Genomic DNA, 22,221 nt, shown 5'->3' with positions numbered 1-22,221 from the left:
GGGCCTAACCTGGGCGGGTGATGAAGACCGGGGCCCAGCATCTAGTCGACACGCTGACCGAGCTCGGGGCCGAGGTGGCCTTCGGGCTGCCAGGGGTGCACAACCTGCCGATCTGGGAAGCACTGGCGGAAAGCGGCATCCGGCTCATCGGCGTCCGGCACGAGCAGACGGCCGGGTACGCGGCGGACGGCTACGCCAGGGCCACCGGCAAACTCGGCGTCGCGCTGGTCACCACCGGGCCCGGCGCGGCGAACACGCTCGGTGCCGTGGGAGAGGCCATGGCTTCGGCCTCGCCGGTGCTGGTGCTCGCCACCGACATCCCGGCCAAGCTCCGCCGCCCCGGTGTGGTGCGCGGGGTGCTGCACGAGACCAGCGACCAGGCCGCGATGTTCGCGCCTGTCACCAAATCCGCGACGACGGTCGAGGTGGCGGAGGACATCGCGCCGGCCGTGGCCAGGGCGGCGCGCCTCGCCGTGCAACCGCAGAGCGGGCCGGTGTACGTCGGCGTCCCCACGGATTTCCTCCGCGAGCACACCACCCGGCTGTCCGCGCCGGACTCGACGGAACGGTTCGCCGCGATCAACCTGACCGACCTCGACGAGGCACAGCGCCTGCTTTCCGGTGCCGCGCGCCCGTTGATCTGGGCAGGCGGCGGCGCCGCGCGCGCCGAAGCGGGCCCGGTGATCGGCGAACTGGCCGAACGGCTCGCCGCGCCTGTGGTCACCACCTTCGCCGGGCGCGGACTGCTGCCGCCGTCGCATCCGTGCGCGGCGCCGAACCCCGTGCACGACCCCGAAGTCGGCGCGCTGTGGGACGAGGCCGACGTGGTGCTCGGCATCGGCACCGACTTCGACGGGCTGATGACCCAGAACTGGCTGATGCCCAAGCCGCCCAAGCTGATCGCCGTCAACGTCGACCCGCAGGACGCGGCCAAGAACTACCCGCCGGACCTGACCCTCGTCGGCGACGCGCGTGACGTGGTCAGCCAGCTGCTGACCGGCCTCACCCCTCGCCCGGGATTGGACGAGCTGACCGGCCGCCTGCGCGGGCTGCACGATTCGGTCCGCCGCCGGATGCGCGCCGACGAACCCCAGGCGGCGGATTTCCTTGGCACGTTAGAGGAAACCCTGCCCGAGAGCGCGGTCGTGGTGGCGGACATGTGCGTCGCCGGGTACTGGGCCGGTGGCTATCACCGGGTCAGCGCACCCAGACGGTTCGCGTACCCCATGGGCTGGGGCACCCTCGGCTTCGGCTTCCCAGCATCGCTGGGCGCGGCCGCGGCCGGTGCGGGACGCGTGGTGTGCGTCAGCGGGGACGGCGGTTTCCTTTACGGCTGCGGCGATCTGGCCACACTCGCGCAGGAGTCGCTACCCGTCACGGTGATCATCGTCGACGACGGCGGCTACGGCATGCTCCGCTACGACCAGGACCGCGAAGGCCTGCCGCAGCGCGGCGTCAACCTGCACACGCCGGATTTCGTCGGGCTGGCCCGATCCTTCGGCGTGCACGCCGACCAGGTCAAGGGCTTCGGCCGGGCGTTCCGCCGACGGCTCGGCGAGTTCGTCCGCGCCGAGGAACCCAATGTGCTGGTGGTCCGCGCGAACCTCACGCCACCGCTCAATACGTCACCACGCTGGTACCGGGCTCATCGATAAGCCCCACCACCTTTCCTCTGGTCTGCCTTCATCTACACGTGATTCATCTACATGTGCGCGTCAGCGATCGCGGCCGGCGGGAAGACGCGGCCGAGGTGGGGCCGGCACACCTCCACCCCCACACGTCCCCGTCGGCTGTCCCGCCTGCTCGGTCTCAGGCTCTTTCGTTGCGTACGACCAAATCTCTCCCCCTCGAACTGGTTCAGGTCAGGCAGAACTCGTTGCCCTCCGGATCGGCGACCGTGACCCAGGTGAACGGCCCCTGGCTCCCGCGGTAGAGCACCTTCGCGCCGGCCGCGACCAGCCGCTCCACCTCGGCCTCGCGCTTTTCGTCCCCCACGCGCACATCGAGATGCACGCGGTTCTTCACCGTTTTCGCCTCGGGCACCCGCTGGAAGAGAATCCGCCTGCCGGACTCCGGATGCCTGATGGCCGCGCCGACGCTCCAGACCAGCCGCCCGCGATGAGTCGTGGTGTCCTCCTCGCGCGCCCGGCCCTCGGCGACCATGCGGCGGATGAACTCCTCATCGGCGGGCTCGACCGTCCACCCGATCGCCTCCGCCCACCAGTCGGCGAGCGGGTGCGGGTCGGCCGAGTCGATCGTGACCTGGAAGTCGTATGTCATGCGCGCAAAGCTAGCGCGACCCACCGACAGTTTCGGGCCGCGAGGCCCGCTACCTGCGGGAAAGGTGCTCCAGGATCAGCCCGGTGAGGATTTCCGGGTGCTCCTCGGGCACCCAGTGCGACACGTCCTCCAGCATCTGGAACCAGTACGGCCCGCTCACCCAGTTCTCCGTGTCCAGCGCAGCGGTGGAGCCGAGCGCGACGTCCTCGGTGCTCCACACGTACAGCGTCGGCACCTCCACCTTGCCGATTTTCGCGGCGGGCCTGCTTGCGCGGTACCAGTTCAGCGCGGCCGTGAGCGCGCCCGGCTCGGAGAGGCGCTGGACGTACTCGTCGACGCGTGTGGTGGAGACCTTCCACTCGAACATGCGGCGCAGCGCTTCGCCGTTGTTCGCCAGCATGCGGCGTTCGGTGCTCCTGTCTCGCCAGTCCCGCATGTACTGCGAGCGCATCGCCTGATCCTCGTCCGTGCGCAGCGCCTGCGCGAGCGCGCCGGGGTGCGGGGTGGAAACCGCTGTCAGCGTGCGCACCCGATCCGGGTGCTCCCACGCCGTCCACCAGCCGACCGCGGCGCCCCAGTCGTGGCCCACGAGATCGAACCGGCTCCAGCCGAACCCGTCCGCGATGGCGAGCACGTCGGAGACCAGTTCGCTCATCCCGTACTCGGCGACCGTTTCCGGCCGGACGCCGGGCGAGTAGCCCCGCTGATCCGGGGCCACGGCACGATAACCGCGGTCACCGAGCACCGCGACCTGGTCCTCCCACACGATCGCGGCCTGCGGAAAGCCGTGCAGCAGCAGGACGGGCCTGCCGTCGGCGGGCCCCGCGGCGATGGCGTCGAAGGAGCCGGCAGGGGTCGGGATGCTCAGGTGCTCGGTCACATCCGGCACCCTAGCCGGTGCCTACGACAAGCAGCGGCAGCCGAGCCGGCGCGCTAGTTCATTCCGTGGCCGGCCAGGAACTTCCGCACGCGCTCGGGTGTCGCGAGAATGTCCCACTGCTTGTCCGGCCAGCTGAAGTTTTCGGTGAACTCGTCGGCGACGGCCTGGTTCTGCGACATCGCCACGAACAGCTGCAGCAGATGCGGCGGCGGTGGCGTGCGGATCATCAGATTGGTCCAGTCGGCCGTCGCGTGCACGGAGTTGCGCCTGCGGTCGGCGACCTTCTGACAGAACCGCTCGTCGAAGTTGGGGTCCTCCAGTATCGCGTGCCCCAGTTCCCACGCGGAGTACGACGCGCAGTTCGCGCCCTGGCCGATGACCGGGTCGACGACCGTGTGCGCGTCCCCGACCGCCACGACGTAGCGGCCGTTGGGGAGCCTCGTGTAGTCCTCGCGCACCGACGGCAAAACCCCGCCCTGCAACAGATCCAGCGGGCCGGTGAGGTGGAAGTTCCCGGTGTCGATGCGTTCGAAGTTCGACGGGTGGTGCTGCCGCGTCTTCTCCAGCACGAGTTTCTCGAACCCGGCGGGGTCGTCGTCGTAACTCGTTTCGGCGAGCACCTCGAGGTCTCCGCCCGGCACGGTCTCGAACAGCAGCGCGGCGACGTGCCCGGCCGCGGAGTACATCGGGATTTCGAGCAGCTCCCCGTGCCCCGGCGAAATGCTCATCGTGACGCCGCGCGGTTCGGAGTGGGCGATTCCTTCGTACAGCCCGGCGCACAGCTTGCGTTGCGGGGTGTCGTACGGGGATTTGTCGGCCCTGCGCGGGAACATCGCGCTCATGTTGCCGCGGCCGGAGGCGATCACCACGAGGTCGTGCCGCTCCGACAGCTTCACCACGTCGGCCGCCTGTACCGGGCGCACCTCGAACTCGCCGCCGCGCGCGAGGTAGTCCTCCAGCAGCGTCGGGAGGTAGATGCGGTAGTCGATCGCGCGCGAGGGCGCCTTGAAGAAACCGGGAAATACCAACGGTTGTGGCCCGCCGGCGAGGTAGTGGTGGTGTCCGAAGTAGCCGAACTCCTCGACCGGCCAGTGGTCCACGCCGAGCGCCCGCTCCCGCTCGACCGTCGCGTGGTGGTGCGCGACGCTGTTGAGCATCCGGCCGCCCGCCATCTGCTCCGCGGTCCGGTCGCTGTAGATGGTGACCGGGACGTTGTGCTGGCGAAGCAGGAGCCCGAGGTGCAGGCCGGCGATGCCAGCCCCGACGATGCCGATCCCGTCCATGGCCGCTCCTTCTGGATCAGTAGGTGAACAGTTGCCCGGCTGTTTCGGCGTAGAGCGCGCGGTAGGAGCCGGTGAAGAACACGAGCGGTTCGCGATCGGCGCAGGCGAGGTGGGTGACCCTGCCGACGAACAGCAGATGATCACCGGCGCGGTGGATTTTCGTTACCTCGCAACCGATCTGGCTGATCGAACCGCGGAGGTACGCGATTCCGCCGACGTGGTCGAACTCGGGCACGAGCCCGGGCGCCGGGCGCCCGGCGAAGTGCTGGGACTGCAGCTGCTGGTCGTCGGCGAGCACACTCACGCCGTAACGGCGGGTGCGTCGCAGCAGCTTCGCCGTGCGAGAGGTCTTGCCGAGCGACACCAGTACGAGCGGAGGGTCGAGGGAGACGGACAGGAAACCGTTGGCAGTCATGCCATGCACGCGCTCGCCGTCGGCCGTGGTGATCACTGTGACGCCACTGGCGAACCGGCCGACGGTGCGGCGGAAGGTGCCTGGATCGACGGGAGGACGGTTTCGCGACGACATTTCTGCGCGGAAGCCCTCCCCATATTGGTTCTGGTATCGAGCAGCGACGACATTGTCGGCTCGATATCCGAGCAGCATAGCGTGTTAAAGTGACCCCGGCAACAGTGGGGGAGGTATCGGTGGAAGCGAAGCCTGGCGTGCGGGCGCAGACGCTGGACCGTGCCCTCGACGTGCTGGACATCCTGGCCGACGGCCAGGCCCGGTCGAGTCAGGACCTCGCGGCCGCGACGGGACTGCATCGCTCGATTGTCTACCGGATCCTGCGGACACTGGAAGATCGGGAACTCGTTCGGCGTACTGCCGAAGGCCGCTACACCATGGGCCTCGGCCTGCTCGTGCTCACGCGCACCATCCTCGGTGACGCGCAGGCGCACCTGCATGACGTCCTCGGCGAACTGGCGAACTCTGTTGCCGCAACGGCTTTCTTCGCGGTTCCCCGCGGCGGGCAGGTGGTCACGGTCGTCACCGTGGAACCGGACAGGGACAGGGCGCACGTGGCGTACCGGCCGTGGACGCGCGCGCCGATGGATCGCGGCGCGTGCGGCCTGGCGATCCAGTCGACGGCGTCACCGCGCCCGGACGAACGGCCCGAAGTGGGCTGGGCGCGGCAGACCGGCTATGTCCGCACAGTGGGCGAACTGCACGCCGGGCTCACCGAGATCGCCGCCCCGGTCCGGCTCACTGGAGGCGCGGTCGGTTGCGTGGCCGTGGTTTTCGTCGCCGGGGACCTCAGCGACGAAAAGGTGGCCGACGCGGTCCGCCGGACGGCCATCCGCCTGACCCGGCCCCCGGACGAGGTCTGGGAGATCTGACCGTCCTCAGTGGACTGTGCAGTGGGATCGGCCGGTTTGTTGCCGAATGGGGTCTTTGGGTGCCTGGCCGCCGCGTTCGCCCTTTTCGCTCAGGTGGGCGAATCGACGGCCCTCAGGCCGCTTCCGCGCTGCCGGTCAGTTTGTCCCAGTGTTCCTGGGCGGCGGGCCGCCATTCGACGTGCTTGCGGTGGAACAGTTCCGCAGCCTGCGCGCCGCTCCAGTTGTGGGGCAGCAGCCGGGCCGGCAGGCGTGGGTCGAGGAACGGGAACCGGCGCCATTCGTGGACCAGTTTGGCCTGCGCGTGCAACGCTTCGTCACCACAGGCCGGATGCACGCCGGTGAACTCGTCGATGAAGCCCTCGTACCGGCCCTCCAGCGCGCTCAGATCCCAGGCCTGCGCGACCATCGCGTCCTCGTCACCGATGGTGCCGTACGCGGCGACGAACGACATCGCCTCCTTGTCCAGACCGAGGTCGCGCACGATCGTGCCGGCCTCGTCCTGCCGGGAGGCGTCGGGGCTGATCCACACACCGGGCGTGGGCGAGCCGAACCCGGCCCAGGTCAGCCGGGTGCGCAGGCTGTGCCGCAGGTCCCGCTTCGTCTCCGGGACCGACACGAGCAGCATCAGCCACTTGCCGTCCCACTCTCCGCTGTCGCGGCCGAAGCCGTAAATCCGTTCCGCGCCTTCGGTGAGCAGCCTGCGCCCTGGCGGCGTCAGCGACCAGCGCACGCGCCTGCCGACGCGCTCGGACACGAGCCAGCCTTCGGCGGCCGTGCGCGCGAGTGCCTGGCGCGCCGACTTTTCCTCGACGCCGAAGGCAGCCAGCACGTCGACCAGGGTGGACGTCCAGACCGGGCGCCCGCGCGGCAGCACGTACTCACCGAGCACGGTCATCAGCAGCGAACGGGCACTCGTGTGGCTGACCTCGCGCCGCCTGCTCATCGTCGGGCGCGCGGCGGAGTCCCCCATCGGCTCCTCACCTCCCATTCCGGGCGTCAATCCGTCCACGGTACCGTGCGGCCGCGCCGGGTTGCCGGAATGGGGGGAATCGACGGGGTCAGGGCAGGAAATACGCGAGGTCCGGCACCGTTCGCGGCATCGGCTCCGGCAGCGGGAAAGTGTCCGGCCACGGTTCGTGGATTATGCACTCGTCGCGGGCGCATTGCCCGCACAACGGCCGGTCCTTGAAGTCGAAACACCATTCTTCGTCGTGGGGGGTCTGTTCCCGAGGGACGAGGCAGGAAAAGCAGATGTCGCCGGGCTCGAAATCAATGCGTGTTGCCATGATCGCATCCGGTTTCTCGTGAAGGTGCTGGCATCGTAAGCACGGTCGCAGGGGAGCCAGAAGCGTTGTCACCTTAATGTAGCAAACCCTTTGTCTCGGTGGCTGAAACTCCAGAAACTGCAATTTGCAGATTGCGTTTTCCTGCGTCCGTTGACCTGGGCGCGAGCAGCCGGGCGACGCCTGGCTCCCTGGGTGTCGACGAGATGATCTTTCGTCGCGACCCGGCCCGGGAATTCTGTCCCGCGGCGGCCGAATTGTACGTACCTTGTCGTGCCTGATCGTTATCCCGGCGCGCTGGAATATTCTGGCCGGCGCCTGCGTGACAGGAGCTGAGCTGCTTCTTTTGTCGTCCCGCGTCGGCGATTATTCGGGGAGCTGTCGATGGCGGGGCAATAGGTGATCTCCGGTTTAGTGGTCAACTTTTCGGTGCCGGCAGCTCGGCGATCAGGAGGCCGCTGCGTGGTTTCGGCGTGAAATAGGTGCTCTTTCGCGGCATTCGCCGACCTTGTTCGTGTACCGCGAGTACGTCGGCGAAGGGAACGGGCGCGAGTTGAAGCACGGCGTCGACATCCGGGCCCGGTGGATGTCCCGCGGGCAGCGCGCGCACGTGCGGCCCCTCCGGATCGATGCCGAGAGCCTGGCCGATGAGGAGTCGCTCCACGACGTCGTGATCGATGCGCGGCAACGGTTCCCGCGGCTCCGGGAGCTCGACGACCAGGCCGGACGGCACGGTGACGAGCCCCGGTTTCGCCGGTGGCTCCGGCGCGCGCGTCTCCCGCACGACGAGCCCGGCGCGACGCCAGGCCGCGGCGAGTTGTCCCGTGCGCAAACCCGTGCCCACCAACGCCCGGTGGATCGCCCCGATCCGCAGCTCCGGCCCCGCGGTGACCAGCGCCAGCAGACTGGACCGGGCCGCCGCCACACGGTGGTTCCCGTCGGCGACCAGCAACGGCCCGCGGCGCACCAACGCGAGCAACTCCTCTTGTACGGGCCCGGGGCCGATGAGCCACAGTCTGTGTCCACCGCTGACGACATCGGGTTTCTGCCCCGCGACCGCGCGCTCCACCGATTCGGTGAGCGCCGGACCGTCGCGCAGTGGGACGAGCATCGCCGCGCTCGTCGCCCGGCCGAGCCCATCGAGCATCGCGGCGCGCTCGTCGACGATCCGGGGGTAGATCTCTTCGCTGTGCCGCACACCTTGCGCCGGGTCGACAAGGCAGAACACGCCGACCGCACCATCCACCCGGTATGCCGCGACGAAATCGTGCGCTTCGCGGTAGTGCGTGGCGAGCAGCCTGTCGAGCGTTCGCCGTGCCTCGGGCAGGGCTTGGGCGAGCGAGAGGCCGCGGGCGCGCGCCCGCGGAGTGCGGTGTGGGTGCTGGACCGCGAGCAGCGTTTCGCCGCGCGTGCCGGCGAGTGCGTCGACCACCTCGCTCGGCTCGGCGAACTCGTCCACGTTCGGCCCCGGCACGTCGCCGACGACCACCCAGCCGGTCCGGATCGCGTGTGCGGACTGGTTCATACCCCGATCCTGCCTGGATACTGGCCGGGTGGCTGTCCCAGTGCGGCCGTCGGCCGGTCTCGGCCCGCGGCGTTCGGTCTACCGCGAGTTCGCGTCGTCCGTGCCGGGCGTCGCGTGCGCCTGGTACGGCCGCCCCGGCTGGGAACGAAATCTGCGCGTGCTGCCGGACGGCTGTGTCGACGTGGTGTGGAACGGGCAAGAGCTGACGGTGATGGTCGCGGTGGACGAGCCCGTGCGGGTCCGGCTGCGGCCGGCGGGGCAGACGGTGGGCTTGCGGCTGCGCTGCGGGGCAGCGGGTTCGCTGCTGGGCTACTCGATCGCCGAACTGCCGGTCGGCGGAGTCCCGCTGCGGGAGCTGTGGGGGCCGTCGACGGTCGAGGAACGGCTTGCCGAAAGCGCGGATTTCCTTGCCGCGCGGTCGATCCTGGAGTCGCTGTTCGTAGATCGCGAGGCGGATGGGCTGCCCGCCGGGGCAGTGTCGGCCGGAGCACGCGTGCCCGAAGTCGCCGCACAGCTGGGGATCAGCGAGCGCGGGTTGCGTCGCCGGTTCGCGTTCGAGGTGGGCTGCAGCCCCAAACAACTACACCGGGTCCTGCGGTTCCAGCGCTTCCTGGCGCGCCTTCCCAGAGTCGCATGTGGACGGACATCGCTCGCCGACGTCGCTTTCGAGACAGGGTACGCCGATCAGTCCCATCTCGGCCGGGAATGCCGCGCCCTCGCCGGATCGTCACCGGCCGGGCTGGTGCGCACCTGGGCTGGCCGAAACGTTCCAGACAACCGCCCCACCACAGGGCATCGTGCGCGGCATGACGTTTCGCACCACCATCGGCGTCCGCAGTGACGACCTGGACGTGAACGGGCACGTCCGCGGCCCGGCCTACCTCGCCTACGCCGACCACGCGCGCTGGGAATGCCTGCGCGCGGCCGGTATCGACCCGAACGAGCTGACCGCGCGCGGGCTCGGGCCGGTGAATCTGGAGACCACGCTGCGCTTCCGCCGCGAGCTGCGGATGGGCGACGAGATCACGGTGGTCAGCACTTTCCATTGGGGCACCGGGAAAACCTCGCGGGTGCGGCAGGAGATGCTGGTGCGCGGCGAACTCGTGGCCGAGGTGTCGAGCGTGTCCGGGGTGCTCGACCTGCGCACCCGGCGGCTGGTCGAGGACCCCGGCAGGCACTGGCTGGAGATCGCGGCCGAACCGGAGCTGCTCGGCCTGTCCTGATTCAGCGGAACAGCGGCACGGTGTCCAGCAGTGCGCTCAGGTCCGCGCCGGAGTGGATCTCCGCCGCGGCCGAACCCCGCTGGAACAGCCGGGCGCCGGACTCGTCGCCGCCCAGGGTGAGCGCGTCGCCGGAGCGGTGCAGCCAGGTGCCTTCGCGCATCCCCAGCACGGGCACGTCGTTCTCCTCCAGGAACTGCTCCAGCCGTTCCTCCCGCGTCTCGCCCATGTGCGGATCGCCCGCGACGGGGTCGAGGTAGTGCGGGTTGATCTGGAACGGGACGAGCCCGCTGGCCTCGAACGCGGGCGGCTGCACGATCGGCATGTCGTTCGTGGTGCGGATCGTCGGGCAGGCCACGTTCGTGCCCGCACTCGATCCGATGTAGACGGTCCCGTGCGCCACCCTGTCCCGGATCGGGGCGAGCAGCTCACGCGCGTACAGCTCGCGCAGCAGCCGGAAGGTGTTGCCACCGCCGACGAACACCGCCTGCGCGCTGTTGAACAGCTTGATCGGATCGTCCGAATGCGCGCCGGCGACCTCGACCCCGACCGGCTCCAGCGCCTCGGCGACCTTGGCCGTGTAGCCCTCGTGATCGGCGAGCGCGAACGGGACGAACACCAGCCGCTTGACGCCGTCGAGGATCTCGCCCAGCACGTCCAGCGCGTGTTCGAGGTACTGCTTCCCCGGCGCGGTCGAGTTGGACAGCAGCAGCAGACGCATCCGGAATGCCTATCACGAGCGATCAACACTGATGTGCCGAGAGTGGGCGGTGTAACACCGCGGTCCGCGCGCCGACTCCTGAAGCGGACGACTCCCAGGGGGGTGGGGCATGGCTGACGGGAAACCGGTCGACCTCGTGCTCGAAGGCGGCGGGGTGAAGGGGATCGGCCTGCTCGGCGCGGTGCTGGTGCTCCACGACCAGGGCTACCGCTTCCAGCGGATCGCGGGCACCAGCGCCGGGGCCATCGTGGCCGCGCTGGTCGCGGCGTACCAGAAGGCGGGCCGGGATCTGCACGAGCTCGAAGACGTGATGCACGGCTGCGAGTACCGGAAGTTCCAGGAGGACAGCCTGCTGCACCGCGTGCTCGGCAAGGCGGGCGACGGTATCGAGTTCCTGCTGCACCGCGGCGCGCACACCGGCGACTACCTCTACGAATGGCTGGGCCCGCTGTTCGAGGCCGTGGGCGTGACGAAGTTCGGCGACCTCCGCCTCGACGACCCGAACACCTCGCTCCAGGACTACCAGCGCTACTCGCTCGTCGTGCACACCAGCGACCTGTCCCGCCGCGCGCTCGTGCGGCTGCCGTGGGACTACGCGGAGTACGGCCGCAAAGCCGATGACGAGCTGCTGGTCGACGCCGTGCGCGCGTCCATGTCGATCCCGTTCTTCTTCCGGCCCGTGGAGTTCGAGACCGGCGAACGCAAGAAGGTCACCTGGGTCGACGGCGGGCTGCTGTCGAACTTCCCGATCACCGTCTTCGACCGCACGGACGGGGTGCGCTCGCGCTGGCCGACCTGGGGCGTGAAGCTGTCCGGCCGCCCGCGCGGGAATCACGACTCGCCGATCCGTTCGCCGCTGGGCATCGCGACGGGTTCGCTGCAGACGCTGATGGCGGACTGGAACCGGTACCGGCTCGACGACGAGGGCGTCAACCAGCGGACCATCTTTGTCGACACCGGCGGGATCTCCGCGACGGATTTCGGGCTGTCGCCGGAGACGCAGGCGACGCTGTACTCCAGCGGGCAGGAGGCCGCGCGCAGGTTCCTCGCGCAGCTGCCGTCAGCGGTCGTCGAGTAGCTCGGCGGGGTGCACCCCCAGCGCCTCGGCCATCCGGAACAACGTGTCGAGCGTGATGTTGCGGGGCGGGCGTTTTCGCGGATCTTCCTTGCGCCGCGGCTGATCGAGCCGGGAACGCTCCAGCTCCGCGACCACCGACCGGGAGACGCCGGCGCGGTCGGCGAGCTCGTCCTGCGTGAGGTCCCTTTCGCGCCGTGCGCGGCGCACGCGGGTGGCCAGCGCGCGCAGCCGCGCGTCCAGCGCCTCGTCCAGCTCGTCCTCGGTCATCGGAAGTGCAGCTTACTGTGGGCGGATCAAGCGACATTTTGTCGTTTCTATGCTACTTTTCGTCCTGTGAGTCTTGATTTCGAAGCACCCGGTTACCTCTACGAGTCCGTCGCGAAGCGCATCGCCGAACGGATCGAGGCGGGCGAACTGGCGCCGAACACGACGCTGCCCGCGGAGGGCCAGCTCGCTCGCGAGTACGGGGTGTCACTGGGGACGGCCAGACATGCGACACGACTGCTGCGGGAATGGGGGTTGGTGGTGACGGTCCGCTCGAAGGGCACGTACGTGCGTCGGCGTGAGAAGACGCCGGAGTTCTGCCTGTGGAGCGCCCCCTAGCGGTGCTTGGCGGTTAGGTTGGTGGCAGTCGGCTGGTGGGTGCACCCGCATCGAACGGCTGATGACCGACAACGCCTGGGCCTACCGTTGGCGACGCGCACGGTCTCGCGAGTACTTGCACGACATGGCGTGCCGCCACGATCGGCGCTCGACCCGGTGACCGGCACGGTAATCAAGGCCAGCAAGACCACAGCGGTGCGCTACGAGCGAGACCGGCCGGGCGAGAAGGGCCCGACCTGCGCCGCTTTCCTCACCCGGGCGATCACCTACTTCGCCGACCACGGCATCCCAGGCGTGCCCCGATTCCCGCAGGCCTTCCTCGCCTTCGTGCGCATGCCGGTCCAGCCACGTTCTCACACATTTACCCAGCCCGGTCAGACGACCTGCCCGCGCACGCGGCGCAGCACGGAGGTGTCCACAATGGAGGGTCCGGCGGCGAGCCAGCCGCCGATCTCCTGTACGAACTGGTCCGGGGTCATCGGCGGGGCGGGCACGGTGAAGTCCGCCTCGGTGGTGATCTCCCCGGCGCGGCTCGGGTACACGACCAGCGCGCCCCGCACCTCCACGCCCGGCAGCAGGTTCCGGTAGGCCTCGATGGCTTCGGGGAGCCGGGTGGCGCCGCCGCGGAAAAGGCGGTCGTCGCGCCACAGTGTGCCGTCGTCGTCGGCTCCGTAGCGGCCGGGCAGCCACGTCTTGGATTCGACCAGCACCAGGCGTTTCCCGGCGAGCACGGCGTGATCCACGTCGGCGAAGACCGAGCCGGGGAGCGCGAGGCCGTGGAAGACGCGGACGTGCGGCAGGCGGGTGAGGTAGCGCTCGAGCAGTTCGGCGGTGAGCCGCTCACCCCACTGGTCGGCGTCGGCGCCCGGCCTGCCGAACACGGTCACCCCGCCGAATTCGGTGGCGAACCGCGCGCGGGCGCGCGCCAGTTCGAGGTGCCGCCGCACGAGCCAGATAGCCACGGCCGTCGCCAGCAGCAGCCAGACGGCGAACAGCAGCCAGTCCGCCGTCAGCGGCAGCACGACCAGCAGCAGCCAGGCGAGCAGGATCGCCGCCGGGGCGTGTCCCGGCGGGCGTGGCGAGGACGGGCCCGCGCATTCCGCCCCACGGTGCCACCAGGAAAGCGTTTCCGGGTCGAGCCGGGGAATCGTCGCGACGAACGACGGGTCCTCCCCGAAATCCCGCGGCCGCCGCCGCGTGCGCACCGGCGCGGGCACGAACCCGCGGTCGTAGTCCGCGCGGCGGCGCGGGTCGCTCAGCGTCTCGTACGCCTCGCGGAGCAGGTGGAACTCGCGAGGCGAACCGCCGGCGTCGGGGTGCATCGCCCTGGCTCGCGAGCGGTAGGCGGACTTGATCTCCGTCGCGGAGGCATCCCGCTCCACCCCGAGCAGCTCGTAGTAGCCGGGATCGTGCACGCGGTCACAATACAAGGGCACCGCGCGTTGCCGGGGTGTTGCTCCGGGCAAGGGAAAACCGGTCACTGGACCCGGTGAACCCGGTTAGTCTTGCGCGATGGCAGCTTCTCCCGCGGACGTCTTCGCCCGAAGACTCGGGTTGCGCACCGGCAGGCTCACGGCCGTGTGCGGGCTGGTGGCCATCGTGGCGGCAGCAGTCGTTTTCCTCCTTCCGCCGCACAGCACCATCGCCGCGATCGTGCTCGGCATCGCCGGGGTCGCCGCGTTCGGGCTCGGCATGGCGCGGCAGGCGGGCGGCCCGTGGTGGGCGCTGGTCACGTCGCTCATCGTGGCCGGGCTGCTGTTCGCGGCGCTCACGATCGCCGGGCGAGGCGTCGTGCTGCATGCTTTCGGGGTGGCCGAGAGCTGCGAAGTGACGCAACGGCAGGAAGTCGACACCCAGTCGCGGTACCAGCACTACGGTTTCGTGCACACGCTGAGCTGCCCGCGCGCCGGCACGCTCATCATCCGCACCGACTCCACCGACCGGCAGCGGCAGGGTAGCCAGGCGGAGGTGCTCGACGATCCCGGCGGTCTCCTCGAACCCGATTTCGCCGGCAGGCACGGACTTCTGGTCGACGTGCCGGCGCTCGTCGTCTCGATCGGCCTCGTCGCGGCGAACGTGGTTTTCGTCCGCCGCGTGGCGATCAGAGCAAAGAGCTAGGGTCCGCCGGCACGTCGGCGGCGTGCTCGCGCAACGCCTCCAGGCTCACCACTTCGAGCGCGCGCTCATGCGTGGCGGCCAGCACGACGGGCGCCGCCATTCCCGCTTCGTACGCTTCTTGCCAGCGGGAGGCGCAGACGCACCACCTGTCACCGGGACGCAGGCCCGGGAACTCGTACTCCGGGCGCGGGGTGACCAGGTCGTTGCCCGCGCGGAGCTGATGCGCCAGGAACTCCTTCGAGACGACCGCGCACACCGTGTGGTTGCCCAGGTCGTCCGGGCCGGTGGTGCAGCAACCCGTCCGGTGGAACCCGGTGCGGGGTTCGGTTCCGCAGGACTCCAGCTCGCCGCCGAGCACGTTGCGATCGTTGGTCATGGCTCAAGCTTGGCACTTCCGGCGTGTTGCCGCTGTGGGTCCACTGTGGACTCCCGGCCGGTGCGCGGTCAGTGATTCACCTGCTACCGACCGCAGTCCGCCGTCGGACCACGAACGCCACCGCACTTCTCCTCCGACGCGTGCTCCGGCGGGTCAGCTCGCCCCGGCGAGGAGTCGTGCTCCGTTGCGGGAGCGGGGCCGTCCGGGTTAATGTACCGTCCGGTTATGTACCAGATGGTGAGTTGTGGTCAAGTCGCCGTCAGGTAGTCGATCACCAGCTCACCGAGCATCTTCCGGTAGTGCTCGCGGCGGCCGGGGTCGAGCAGGTCGCGGTCGAAGATCGCGTTGAAGGTGTGCCGGTTGGCCGTGCGAAAGACACAGAAGGAACTGATCAGCATGTGCACGTCGAGCGCGTCCACGTCGTCGCGGAAGCGGCCCTCGGCGCGGCCGCGGTCGAGGATGCGGGACGCCACGTCCAGTGCCGGGTTGGCCAGCGTGGTCAGCACCGAGGACTTGAGCAGGTGCTCGGCGTGGTGCGTGTTCTCGATGCTGACCAGCCGGATGAAGTCCGGATGGGACTCGTGATGGTCGAACGTCAGCTCGGCCAGCTGCCGCAGCGCCTCGACGGGGTCGAGGTGCTCGACGTCGAGCTCCTGCTCCTGCGCGCGGATCACCGAGTACGCGCGCTCCAGCACCGCGACGTAGAGGCCCTCCTTGCTGCCGAAGTAGTAGTAGATCATCCGCTTGGTCGTCCGGGTCTTGGCGGCGATCTCGTTCACCCGCGCCCCGGCGTAGCCCTGGTCGGCGAATTCGTGGGTGGACACGTCGAGGATCTCGGCGCGCGTTCGGTCGGCGTCGCGCTGCCGTTCGGGGGTAGCTGAGGGCATACGCCGCACCGTAGAACTCACCGATTGGTCCGTCCACCGCGGAGGAGAAGACGTGCAGAGGAAGACGATCGCCACGGTGTGCCTGTCGGGCACGCTGGAGGACAAGCTGGCCGCGGCCGCCGAGGCCGGGTTCGACGGGATCGAGCTGTTCGAGAACGACCTCGTGGTCGCCCCGTTCTCGCCGGCCGAGGTGCGGCGGCGCTGCGCGGACCTCGGCCTGTCGATCGACCTCTACCAGCCGTTCCGCGATTTCGAGGCCGTGCCGCCGGACGTGCTCGCGGCCAATCTTCGCCGTGCGGAGCGGAAGTTCGACGTGATGGCCGAGTTGGGTGCCGACACGGTGCTCGTCTGTTCGTCCGTCTCCCCGGACGCGGTCGACGATGACGATCTCGCGGCCGAGCAGTTGCACGCGCTGGCCTCCCGCGCCGCCGACCGCGGGATGCGGATCGCCTACGAGGCGCTGGCGTGGGGCCGCTTCGTCAACACCTACGACCACTCGTGGCGGATCGTGCGGCGCGCGGACCACCCCGCGCTCGGGCTGTGCCTGGACAGTTTCCACGTGCTCTCCCGCGGCAGCGACCTCGCCGCGATCCGCACGATCCCGGGTTCGAAGATCTTCTTCCTGCAGCTGGCGGACGCGCCGCGGATGCACATGGACGTGCTGCAGTGGAGCAGGCACTACCGGCTGTTTCCCGGCCAGGGCGCGTTCGACCTGACCGGGTTCGTCGAGAAGGTGCTGTCCACCGGCTACTCCGGCCCGCTGTCGCTGGAGGTGTTCAACGACGTGTTCCGGCAGTCCGATCCGCACCGGGCCGCGGTGGACGCGATGCGCTCGCTGCTGTTGTTGCAGGAGCACGAGATGCCGGCCGCGCCGGAGCTGTCCGGGCACGCCTTCACGGAACTGGCCGTCACCGGTCCCGAGATCGCGAACGCGTTGGGCCGCATGGGGTTCACGCACGTCGGTCAACATCCGAGCAAGCCGGTCCAGCTGTGGCGGCAGGGCGCGGCGCGGGTGGTGCTCAACGAGGGCGCGGGGGAGATCAGCGCGCTGGCGGTGGAAAGCGCGGACCCGCAGCGCTCGATCGCGCGGGCCGAGGCGTTCCGTTCGCACGAGCTCTCGCGGGAGCAGGTCAGCCTGCCGTGGGTGGAAGCGCCGGACGGCACGGCGGTCTTCTTCTGCGGCGAGGGCTGGCAGCAGGACTTCGAGCCGACCGGGCGGGTCGACGACGGGGGCGCCGGGCTGACCCGGACCGATCATGTTTCGCTCAGTCAGCCGTTCGACAACTTCGACGAGGCCGCGCTGTTCTACCGGACCGTGCTGGGCCTGCGGCCGGAGTTGCCGACGGAGTTCGCCGCGCCCTTCGGCCTCGTCCGCAGCCGCGCGGTGACCAACGCGGCGCGCGATGTGCGGATCTCACTGAACGTTTCCCTGCTGCGCCGCGGCGAGTGGGCGCCCGGCGTGCCGGACCCGCAGCACATCGCCTTCGCGACGGACGACGTGTTCGCCAGCGCCAGTGCGATGCGCGAGAACGGCGCGCCGTTGTTGAAGATCCCGGACAACTACTACGACGACCTCGACGCCAGGCTCGCGCTTTCCCCGGAGCTGCTGGCTTCTTTGCGCGAGTACTCGGTGTTGTACGACCGCGACGAGGATGGGGAGTTCCTGCACTTCTACACGGAGTTGCTGGGTTCACGGGTGTTCTTCGAAGTGGTCCAGCGCGTAGGCGGCTATCTGGGCTATGGCGGCGTGAACGCCCCGGTGCGCATGGCCGCCCACCGGCGATTGCGGCTGGCTCGGGCCTGAGCGTTCGGCGGAGGAAGCATCAATACGGTGGGAGGCCCTCGGCGGGCGGGAGGTAGGGAGAGGCGCCGCCGAGGGACTCCCTGAGCCCGGTGGTGCACAGGAGGGGAAACGCCCGGGCTCGGGCCGGTCCGCCTTGAGGAGGGCGGCCGGTGCTTGTGCGCGACCATTTTCACTGCCGTACGCACAGCGGACAATACTCCGAATGGAGTAAAAACCAAACATGAGTTTCGTTCACTGAAACCGACTGCTGCGCCAATCCACAACCGCCGCCGCACCGAACAACCAGCAGCGAAGTACGGAAGGATCGGTGCATGGACGAGTCGGTGCGGGCGATGCGGCCGTCAGGCCCACCGGGGCCCTCCCCGGAAGACCTGCTCACGCAGGTCGCGCGCGGCAGCGAGGCGGCTTTCGAGCAGCTGTACGCGGTGGTCGCCACGCCCGTGTTCGGCGTGGTGCGGCGTGTCGTACGGGACGTGGCCCAGTCCGAGGAGGTCACCCAGGAAGTACTGGTCGAGCTCTGGCGCACCGCGACGCGCTTCGACCCGGCGCAGGGCGGCGCGGTGAACTGGGCCCTGACGCTGGCGCATCGCCGTGCCGTGGACAGGGTGCGCTCCGCGCAGGCCAGGGCGGATCGCGAGAAGCGCGCCGGTTCGGTCTCGCCGGGGCCGGACTTCGACCAGGTCTCCGAGGCCGTCGCCGCCCGGCTCGAACGCGAGCAGGTGCGCCGCTGCCTGTCCAACCTGACCGAGCTGCAACGTGAATCCGTGGTGCTCGCCTACTACGGCGGGCACACCTATCCCGAGGTGGCCGAACTGCTCGACAGTCCACTCGGGACGATCAAGACGAGGCTGCGCGACGGTCTCATCCGGCTGCGCGACTGCCTGGGGGTGGGCCGATGACAGCTCCGGACGTGCACACGCTGACAGGTGCGTACGCGCTCGACGCGCTCGACGAGCTGGAGCGACGCCAGTTCGAACGGCACCTCGCCGAATGTCCCGAGTGCCGCCAGGAGGTGGCCGAACTGCGGGCCACGGCGGTCCGCCTCGGTCTCGCCGTCTCGGAAGAGCCGCCTGCCACGATGAAACAAGCGGTGCTGAACAGGATCGCCGGTGTCCGGCAGGATCCGCCTCGCCCCGCGCGGCCCGAGAAGCAGCGGCGCGAGCGCAGCCCGTGGGCCATCCGGCTGGTGTCCGTCGCCGCTGCCGTCGCGGTCGCCGCGGCGGTGGGGCTCGGGGTGGTCGCGCTCAACACGCAGAGCGAGCTCGACCAGACCCGCGGCGAGTTGTCCCAGGCGCGGGGCCAGGCGAACGAGGTCGCGGAACTCCTTGCGGCACAAGACCTCCAGGCCATTCCAGGCACGGGCGCGAAGGTCGGCGAGGGCAGCGTGATGGTGTCGCGGCAGCTGAACCGCGGGATGCTGCTGGTGGCCGGGATGCCCGACCAGCCGTCGACCTCGACCTACCAGGCGTGGGCGATCGTCAACGGCACGCCGCATTCGATCGGCGTGCTCGGCCCCGGCGGCACGTCCACCGCGCCGCTGGTCTTCGACGGCATCCAGGGCGTCGACGAGATCGCGATGACGGTGGAACCGGCGGGTGGCTCGGCCAAGCCGACGACCGAGCCCTCGGTCTGGTTCCTGATGTGACCGCGATGGGCCTACCGCTTGCTCAGCCCGAACTGGTAGACGTCGAGGTAGCCGGCGCGGAACCCGGCCTCGCAGTAGGCGAGGTAGAACTCCCACATCCGCCGGAACGTCTGGTCGAAGCCGAGGTCCGTGATACGCGGCCACGCGGCCAGGAACCGTTGGCGCCACTGGCGAAGCGTGCGTGCGTAGTGCTGGCCGAAGCCGCGTCGCTCGTCGACGCGCAGCGATGTGTAGCCTCGGACGGCGTCCTCGAAAGCCCGCACCGACATCAGGTGCCCGCCGGGGAAGATGTACTTGTGCATCCACGTGTAGGACTTCCGCGTGGCCACCATCCGGTCGTGCGGCATCGTGATCGCCTGCACGCCGGCCCGCCCGCCGGGCGCCAGCAACCGGTCCAGCGCGGCGAAGTACGCGGGCCAGTACTCCTCGCCGACGGCCTCGATCATCTCCACGCTGACGACCGCGTCGTAGCTGCCGGTGGCTTCGCGGTAGTCGCGCAGCAGCACTTCCACGCGGTCCTGCATCCCGGCCTCGGCCACTCGTTTGCGCGCGAGGGTCTGCTGTTCCGCCGAGATGGTCAGGCTGGTGACATGCGCGCCACGCTTGGCCGCGCGCAGCGCGAGCTCGCCCCAGCCGGTGCCGATCTCCAGCAACCGCGTGCCTTCCCGCACTCCGGTGAGGTCGAGGATCGCGTCGATCTTGTTGCGCTGGGCGGCCGAGAGGTCGTCCGAGCCGGGCTCGAACAACGCTGAGGAGTAGGTCATCGTCTCGTCGAGGAACTCCGCGAACAGCTCGTTCGACAGGTCGTAGTGGCGGTGGATGTTCTGCCGCGCGCCCTCGACGGTGTTGCGCTCGCTGCCCGGTTTCGCGGCGTCCACGAAGCGCCGCAACGACTGCAGCGGTTTGGGCACCAGGTTCGCGAGCCGTTCGGCGAACGGGAGCAGCGCGTCCGCCGGCTCCGGGGCGGACCAGTCACCGGCCATGTAGGACTCGCCGAAGCCGATCTTCGCGTCCGCGCCGAGCCGGTGGAAGAACGCGCGCGGCCGGTCGATCCGCAACACCGGGCCGCCGCGGCCGAGCCGTTCGGCGCCGAGTTCGACCGTGACCGCGAGATCGCGCACGGCGAACCGGAACAGCTTCTCGGCCGCCCACGCCCGCCCGGGCGAGTTCGGCACGATCGCGAGTTCGGACCAGGGTTCAGTCATCGGTTCCTCTCCGATTTCCGCGGGACGATCGGGACACGGCGCATCCACAAAGCTATGCCGTGCCACCTGATCGACAAGGAGACGCGCTGCGGCGTCAACGGGCGTGTGAGCAACATCCTGAGCAGGGTGGCCGGAGTCGCGGGCAGCCGACGGCCGCGCACAGTGGCGGCGAGGCTCGTGCGGCCGTCCTGCCGGAGCGAGACCACCAGGTTCAGCTCCTCGTCCGGGTATGGCAGGTGCAGCCGGTACCGGCCGTGCATGGGCAGGAAGGGCGAGACGTAGAACTCCTTGTCCGCGCTCGCGCTTCCGGAGTCGTCCGGTCGCACTAAGTAGCGATGCATCCCGCGATAGGTGTTGCGCACCTCGGCGACGACGTACCCCGCTTCGCACCAATAGACCGTGAGCGGGTTGAACACGTACCCGAGCACTTTGGCCTGAGCGAGCATCGTGATCCGGCCAGGGCGCCGGATGCCTTGTAGCTTCAGCCATTCGCGGAGATCGCCGGCGCCTTCGAACCGCGCGAACGGGCGCAGCCACCATGGCAGTTCGGGCGGGGCGTCCGGGTCCACCAGCCACAGGTACATCCGGTGCGAGAACCGGCGGTGCGGCGCGCGCCGGGTGTGGGTCACCACGGCGTCGTAGATCGCGTTCACCAGCGGACACCCAGCGCGGCGGCGGCCCGCACCCCCGACGCGCAGCCGTCCTCGTGGAACCCCCAGCCGTGGTACGCCCCGGCGTACGCGGTCCGGCCGGTGTTCAGTTCGGGCAGCCTTCGTTGTGCGGCAAGGGCTTTCGGCGTGTAGACGGGGTGCTCGTAGACCATCTCCGCGAGGACCTTACCGACGGCGGGGCGGTTCAGGGAGACGAGGTAGCCGACCGGTTCGTCCAGGCGCATCAAGCGATTCATGTCGTACGTGACGAGCACGGGGCTCTCGCTGGTGTGGCAAACGGGCTTGAGGTAGTTCCACGAAGCGCGGGCGGCCCGCGCCTTCGGCAGCACCGACTCGTCGGTGTGGAGCACGGTTGTGTTGCGCGAGTAGCGGAACTCGCACAGCACTTCGCGTTCGGCGCGCGTGGGGTCGGCGAGCAGCCGCAGGGCCTGGTCGGCGTGAGTGGCGAGCACGACTTCGTCGAACTCGTGGCTGTCGCCGGCTTCATCGCGCACGGTCACACCGTCCGCGTGTCGTTGCACGGCGCGCACCGGGGTGGCGGTGTGCACGGCGGTGAGGTTCTTCGCGACCCTGTCCACATAGGACCGCGATCCGCCGGTGACGGTGCGCCACGTCGGCGAGCCGCTGACGGACAGCATTCCGTGGTGGCGCAGGAAAGTGAACAGGTACCGGGCCGGGTACCGCTTGCTGAGCTGCCCGCCCGCCGACCACACCGCGGACACCAGCGGGATCAGGAAGTGGTCGACGAAGTACGTCGAATAGCCGCCGATGGCGAGAAACGCGCCGAGCGTGGTGTCGCCGGCGTCGGGGTGGTCGAGCACGCGGTGCGCGTGCCGGTGAAAGCGCTTCACCTCGGCCAGCATCCGAAGGTACTGAGGCCGGAACAGGTTAGCGCGCTGGGCGAACACACCGTCGAGCCGGCGCGCGCCGGCGTATTCGAGTCCGCAGCCTTCGCAGCGCACGCTCATCGACATCTCGGTGTCCTGTGTGGACACTCCGAGCTCGCGGAACAGGCGCAGCAGGGTGGGGTAGGTGCGCTCGTTGTGCACGATGAACCCGCTGTCCACCGGGATCTCGCGGGCGTCGGGCGTGGTCACGTCGTGGGTGTGCGCGTGCCCGCCGAGCCTGTCGTCGGCTTCGAAGAGCGTCACGTGGCGGTCGTTGCGCAGCACGTAGGCGGCGGTCAGCCCGGACACTCCGGAGCCGATCACGGCGACGCGACGCTGGGCGGGGTTCGAGTGAGCTTGCACGTTCGGCATTCGGAGCCGCGCGTCATCCGGATGGGTCTCGGCAGCCGGTCG

25 protein-coding genes and 1 pseudogene are annotated in these 22,221 nt (G+C 69.6%); 11 read left to right on the top strand and 15 right to left on the bottom strand.

Translation table 11 applies throughout. The annotated features are described in order from the left end of the window. Positions 1-20 precede the first annotated feature (20 nt). The gene (locus FPZ12_RS14745; protein WP_166462746.1) at positions 21-1,655 is read left to right on the top strand and encodes a thiamine pyrophosphate-binding protein; all 1,635 of its coding nucleotides are present in this window, start codon (positions 21-23) and stop codon (positions 1,653-1,655) included. A 202-nt stretch (positions 1,656-1,857) separates the two neighbouring features. On the opposite strand, the gene FPZ12_RS14740 is transcribed toward FPZ12_RS14745, so the two are convergent. The 4 genes from FPZ12_RS14740 to FPZ12_RS14725 are packed head-to-tail and all read right to left on the bottom strand — an operon-like array spanning position 1,858 to position 4,972. Then, positions 1,858-2,280, bottom strand: a complete 423-nt coding sequence (locus FPZ12_RS14740) for a VOC family protein (RefSeq protein WP_144748403.1) — start codon at positions 2,278-2,280, stop codon at positions 1,858-1,860. A gap of 49 nt (positions 2,281-2,329) precedes the next feature. Continuing rightward, positions 2,330-3,160 carry an alpha/beta fold hydrolase gene (locus FPZ12_RS14735; protein WP_144748402.1) on the bottom strand — a complete coding sequence of 277 codons (831 nt, stop codon included), beginning with the start codon at positions 3,158-3,160 and terminating at the stop codon, positions 2,330-2,332. Between the two features lie 53 nt (positions 3,161-3,213). Continuing rightward, a complete protein-coding gene (gene styA, locus FPZ12_RS14730; RefSeq protein ID WP_144748401.1) occupies positions 3,214-4,443 on the bottom strand; it encodes a styrene monooxygenase subunit StyA in 1,230 nt (409 codons plus the stop codon). A gap of 16 nt (positions 4,444-4,459) precedes the next feature. After that, the gene (locus FPZ12_RS14725; protein ID WP_144748400.1) at positions 4,460-4,972 is read right to left on the bottom strand and encodes a flavin reductase family protein; all 513 of its coding nucleotides are present in this window, start codon (positions 4,970-4,972) and stop codon (positions 4,460-4,462) included. 119 nt (positions 4,973-5,091) lie between these two features. On the opposite strand from FPZ12_RS14725, the gene FPZ12_RS14720 reads away from it, so the two are divergent. Continuing rightward, positions 5,092-5,784: an IclR family transcriptional regulator gene (locus FPZ12_RS14720; protein ID WP_144748399.1), complete on the top strand. Its 693-nt coding sequence runs from the start codon at positions 5,092-5,094 to the stop codon at positions 5,782-5,784. 112 nt (positions 5,785-5,896) lie between these two features. Here FPZ12_RS14720 and FPZ12_RS14715 read toward each other — a convergent pair whose 3' ends face one another. The 3 genes from FPZ12_RS14715 to FPZ12_RS14705 form a co-directional block, all read right to left on the bottom strand. After that, positions 5,897-6,727 (bottom strand): PaaX family transcriptional regulator, encoded by an 831-nt coding sequence (locus FPZ12_RS14715; protein ID WP_279537807.1) that lies wholly within the window; start codon positions 6,725-6,727, stop codon positions 5,897-5,899. Between the two features lie 115 nt (positions 6,728-6,842). Continuing rightward, positions 6,843-7,070: a hypothetical protein gene (locus FPZ12_RS14710; protein WP_144748397.1), complete on the bottom strand. Its 228-nt coding sequence runs from the start codon at positions 7,068-7,070 to the stop codon at positions 6,843-6,845. Positions 7,071-7,485: 415 nt separating this feature from the next. Further along, positions 7,486-8,592: a DUF1015 family protein gene (locus FPZ12_RS14705; RefSeq protein WP_144748396.1), complete on the bottom strand. Its 1,107-nt coding sequence runs from the start codon at positions 8,590-8,592 to the stop codon at positions 7,486-7,488. A gap of 28 nt (positions 8,593-8,620) precedes the next feature. On the opposite strand from FPZ12_RS14705, the gene FPZ12_RS14700 reads away from it, so the two are divergent. Together FPZ12_RS14700 and FPZ12_RS14695 are read left to right on the top strand one after the other, a co-directional pair. After that, positions 8,621-9,433: a helix-turn-helix domain-containing protein gene (locus tag FPZ12_RS14700; protein WP_144748395.1), complete on the top strand. Its 813-nt coding sequence runs from the start codon at positions 8,621-8,623 to the stop codon at positions 9,431-9,433. After that, positions 9,399-9,815, top strand: a complete 417-nt coding sequence (locus FPZ12_RS14695; protein ID WP_144748394.1) for an acyl-CoA thioesterase — start codon at positions 9,399-9,401, stop codon at positions 9,813-9,815. Before FPZ12_RS14700 ends, FPZ12_RS14695 begins: the two co-directional genes overlap by 35 nt. Position 9,816: 1 nt before the next feature. Here FPZ12_RS14695 and pepE read toward each other — a convergent pair whose 3' ends face one another. Further along, a complete protein-coding gene (gene pepE, locus FPZ12_RS14690; RefSeq protein WP_144748393.1) occupies positions 9,817-10,533 on the bottom strand; it encodes a dipeptidase PepE in 717 nt (238 codons plus the stop codon). A 109-nt stretch (positions 10,534-10,642) separates the two neighbouring features. On the opposite strand from pepE, the gene FPZ12_RS14685 reads away from it, so the two are divergent. Further along, entirely contained in the window at positions 10,643-11,611 is a 969-nt protein-coding gene (locus tag FPZ12_RS14685; RefSeq protein ID WP_144748392.1) for a patatin-like phospholipase family protein, read from the top strand. Here FPZ12_RS14685 and FPZ12_RS14680 read toward each other — a convergent pair. Continuing rightward, positions 11,594-11,878: a helix-turn-helix domain-containing protein gene (locus tag FPZ12_RS14680; protein WP_144748391.1), complete on the bottom strand. Its 285-nt coding sequence runs from the start codon at positions 11,876-11,878 to the stop codon at positions 11,594-11,596. The genes FPZ12_RS14685 and FPZ12_RS14680 overlap by 18 nt on opposite strands. Before the next feature lie 66 nt (positions 11,879-11,944). On the opposite strand from FPZ12_RS14680, the gene FPZ12_RS14675 reads away from it, so the two are divergent. After that, positions 11,945-12,214, top strand: a complete 270-nt coding sequence (locus FPZ12_RS14675) for a winged helix-turn-helix domain-containing protein (protein ID WP_144748390.1) — start codon at positions 11,945-11,947, stop codon at positions 12,212-12,214. Positions 12,215-12,292: 78 nt separating this feature from the next. Beyond that, a pseudogene (locus FPZ12_RS46395) lies at positions 12,293-12,517 on the top strand (hypothetical protein); the annotation flags it as partial. Between the two features lie 71 nt (positions 12,518-12,588). Here FPZ12_RS46395 and FPZ12_RS14665 read toward each other — a convergent pair. Continuing rightward, the gene (locus FPZ12_RS14665; RefSeq protein WP_144748389.1) at positions 12,589-13,629 is read right to left on the bottom strand and encodes a J domain-containing protein; all 1,041 of its coding nucleotides are present in this window, start codon (positions 13,627-13,629) and stop codon (positions 12,589-12,591) included. Between the two features lie 97 nt (positions 13,630-13,726). On the opposite strand from FPZ12_RS14665, the gene FPZ12_RS14660 reads away from it, so the two are divergent. Beyond that, positions 13,727-14,332 carry a hypothetical protein gene (locus FPZ12_RS14660; RefSeq protein WP_144748388.1) on the top strand — a complete coding sequence of 202 codons (606 nt, stop codon included), beginning with the start codon at positions 13,727-13,729 and terminating at the stop codon, positions 14,330-14,332. On the opposite strand, the gene FPZ12_RS14655 is transcribed toward FPZ12_RS14660, so the two are convergent. Together FPZ12_RS14655 and FPZ12_RS14650 are read right to left on the bottom strand one after the other, a co-directional pair. Continuing rightward, the gene (locus FPZ12_RS14655) at positions 14,316-14,708 is read right to left on the bottom strand and encodes a DUF2237 family protein (protein WP_144748387.1); all 393 of its coding nucleotides are present in this window, start codon (positions 14,706-14,708) and stop codon (positions 14,316-14,318) included. The two genes, FPZ12_RS14660 and FPZ12_RS14655, sit on opposite strands and share 17 nt — an antisense overlap. A gap of 248 nt (positions 14,709-14,956) precedes the next feature. After that, complete coding sequence (locus FPZ12_RS14650) at positions 14,957-15,595, bottom strand: TetR/AcrR family transcriptional regulator (protein ID WP_144748386.1); 639 nt, start codon at positions 15,593-15,595, stop codon at positions 14,957-14,959. Positions 15,596-15,647: 52 nt separating this feature from the next. On the opposite strand from FPZ12_RS14650, the gene FPZ12_RS14645 reads away from it, so the two are divergent. From FPZ12_RS14645 to FPZ12_RS14635, 3 genes are all read left to right on the top strand, one after another. Continuing rightward, positions 15,648-17,399: a bifunctional sugar phosphate isomerase/epimerase/4-hydroxyphenylpyruvate dioxygenase family protein gene (locus tag FPZ12_RS14645; protein WP_166462742.1), complete on the top strand. Its 1,752-nt coding sequence runs from the start codon at positions 15,648-15,650 to the stop codon at positions 17,397-17,399. A 311-nt stretch (positions 17,400-17,710) separates the two neighbouring features. Continuing rightward, positions 17,711-18,298 (top strand): ECF RNA polymerase sigma factor SigK, encoded by a 588-nt coding sequence (gene sigK / locus FPZ12_RS14640; RefSeq protein ID WP_144748385.1) that lies wholly within the window; start codon positions 17,711-17,713, stop codon positions 18,296-18,298. Further along, the gene (locus tag FPZ12_RS14635) at positions 18,295-19,044 is read left to right on the top strand and encodes an anti-sigma factor (RefSeq protein ID WP_144748384.1); all 750 of its coding nucleotides are present in this window, start codon (positions 18,295-18,297) and stop codon (positions 19,042-19,044) included. The genes sigK and FPZ12_RS14635 overlap by 4 nt, the downstream gene beginning before the upstream one ends. An 11-nt stretch (positions 19,045-19,055) precedes the next feature. Here the strand turns inward: FPZ12_RS14635 and FPZ12_RS14630 are convergent, their stop codons facing one another. Genes FPZ12_RS14630 through FPZ12_RS14620 form a run of 3 tightly spaced genes read right to left on the bottom strand, consistent with a single transcriptional unit; the run spans position 19,056 to position 22,179 of the window. After that, positions 19,056-20,249 carry an SAM-dependent methyltransferase gene (locus FPZ12_RS14630; protein WP_144748383.1) on the bottom strand — a complete coding sequence of 398 codons (1,194 nt, stop codon included), beginning with the start codon at positions 20,247-20,249 and terminating at the stop codon, positions 19,056-19,058. Further along, positions 20,246-20,905, bottom strand: a complete 660-nt coding sequence (locus tag FPZ12_RS14625; RefSeq protein WP_144748382.1) for a DUF1365 domain-containing protein — start codon at positions 20,903-20,905, stop codon at positions 20,246-20,248. The genes FPZ12_RS14630 and FPZ12_RS14625 overlap by 4 nt, the downstream gene beginning before the upstream one ends. Next, positions 20,899-22,179 (bottom strand): NAD(P)/FAD-dependent oxidoreductase, encoded by a 1,281-nt coding sequence (locus FPZ12_RS14620; RefSeq protein WP_144748381.1) that lies wholly within the window; start codon positions 22,177-22,179, stop codon positions 20,899-20,901. Before FPZ12_RS14620 ends, FPZ12_RS14625 begins: the two co-directional genes overlap by 7 nt. Positions 22,180-22,221: the final 42 nt, after the last annotated feature.

The organism is Amycolatopsis acidicola (assembly GCF_007713735.2).
Classification (GTDB): domain Bacteria; phylum Actinomycetota; class Actinomycetes; order Mycobacteriales; family Pseudonocardiaceae; genus Amycolatopsis_E; species Amycolatopsis_E acidicola.
This window is presented reverse-complemented; position numbering and strand designations above follow the sequence as displayed.

What these genes read in the sequence shown, in the direction of transcription:
- FPZ12_RS14745 (WP_166462746.1), top strand. Translation starts at nt 21, where the DNA reads ATGAAGACCGGGGCCCAGCATCTAGTCGACACGCTGACCGAGCTCGGG.
- FPZ12_RS14740 (WP_144748403.1), bottom strand. Translation starts at nt 2,280, where the DNA reads ATGACATACGACTTCCAGGTCACGATCGACTCGGCCGACCCGCACCCG.
- styA (WP_144748401.1), bottom strand. Translation starts at nt 4,443, where the DNA reads ATGGACGGGATCGGCATCGTCGGGGCTGGCATCGCCGGCCTGCACCTC.
- FPZ12_RS14725 (WP_144748400.1), bottom strand. Translation starts at nt 4,972, where the DNA reads ATGTCGTCGCGAAACCGTCCTCCCGTCGATCCAGGCACCTTCCGCCGC.
- FPZ12_RS14715 (WP_279537807.1), bottom strand. Translation starts at nt 6,727, where the DNA reads ATGAGCAGGCGGCGCGAGGTCAGCCACACGAGTGCCCGTTCGCTGCTG.
- FPZ12_RS14710 (WP_144748397.1), bottom strand. Translation starts at nt 7,070, where the DNA reads ATGGCAACACGCATTGATTTCGAGCCCGGCGACATCTGCTTTTCCTGC.
- FPZ12_RS14705 (WP_144748396.1), bottom strand. Translation starts at nt 8,592, where the DNA reads ATGAACCAGTCCGCACACGCGATCCGGACCGGCTGGGTGGTCGTCGGC.
- FPZ12_RS14695 (WP_144748394.1), top strand. Translation starts at nt 9,399, where the DNA reads ATGACGTTTCGCACCACCATCGGCGTCCGCAGTGACGACCTGGACGTG.
- pepE (WP_144748393.1), bottom strand. Translation starts at nt 10,533, where the DNA reads ATGCGTCTGCTGCTGCTGTCCAACTCGACCGCGCCGGGGAAGCAGTAC.
- FPZ12_RS14685 (WP_144748392.1), top strand. Translation starts at nt 10,643, where the DNA reads ATGGCTGACGGGAAACCGGTCGACCTCGTGCTCGAAGGCGGCGGGGTG.
- FPZ12_RS14680 (WP_144748391.1), bottom strand. Translation starts at nt 11,878, where the DNA reads ATGACCGAGGACGAGCTGGACGAGGCGCTGGACGCGCGGCTGCGCGCG.
- FPZ12_RS14660 (WP_144748388.1), top strand. Translation starts at nt 13,727, where the DNA reads ATGGCAGCTTCTCCCGCGGACGTCTTCGCCCGAAGACTCGGGTTGCGC.
- FPZ12_RS14655 (WP_144748387.1), bottom strand. Translation starts at nt 14,708, where the DNA reads ATGACCAACGATCGCAACGTGCTCGGCGGCGAGCTGGAGTCCTGCGGA.
- FPZ12_RS14650 (WP_144748386.1), bottom strand. Translation starts at nt 15,595, where the DNA reads ATGCCCTCAGCTACCCCCGAACGGCAGCGCGACGCCGACCGAACGCGC.
- sigK (WP_144748385.1), top strand. Translation starts at nt 17,711, where the DNA reads ATGGACGAGTCGGTGCGGGCGATGCGGCCGTCAGGCCCACCGGGGCCC.
- FPZ12_RS14635 (WP_144748384.1), top strand. Translation starts at nt 18,295, where the DNA reads ATGACAGCTCCGGACGTGCACACGCTGACAGGTGCGTACGCGCTCGAC.
- FPZ12_RS14630 (WP_144748383.1), bottom strand. Translation starts at nt 20,249, where the DNA reads ATGACTGAACCCTGGTCCGAACTCGCGATCGTGCCGAACTCGCCCGGG.
- FPZ12_RS14620 (WP_144748381.1), bottom strand. Translation starts at nt 22,179, where the DNA reads ATGCCGAACGTGCAAGCTCACTCGAACCCCGCCCAGCGTCGCGTCGCC.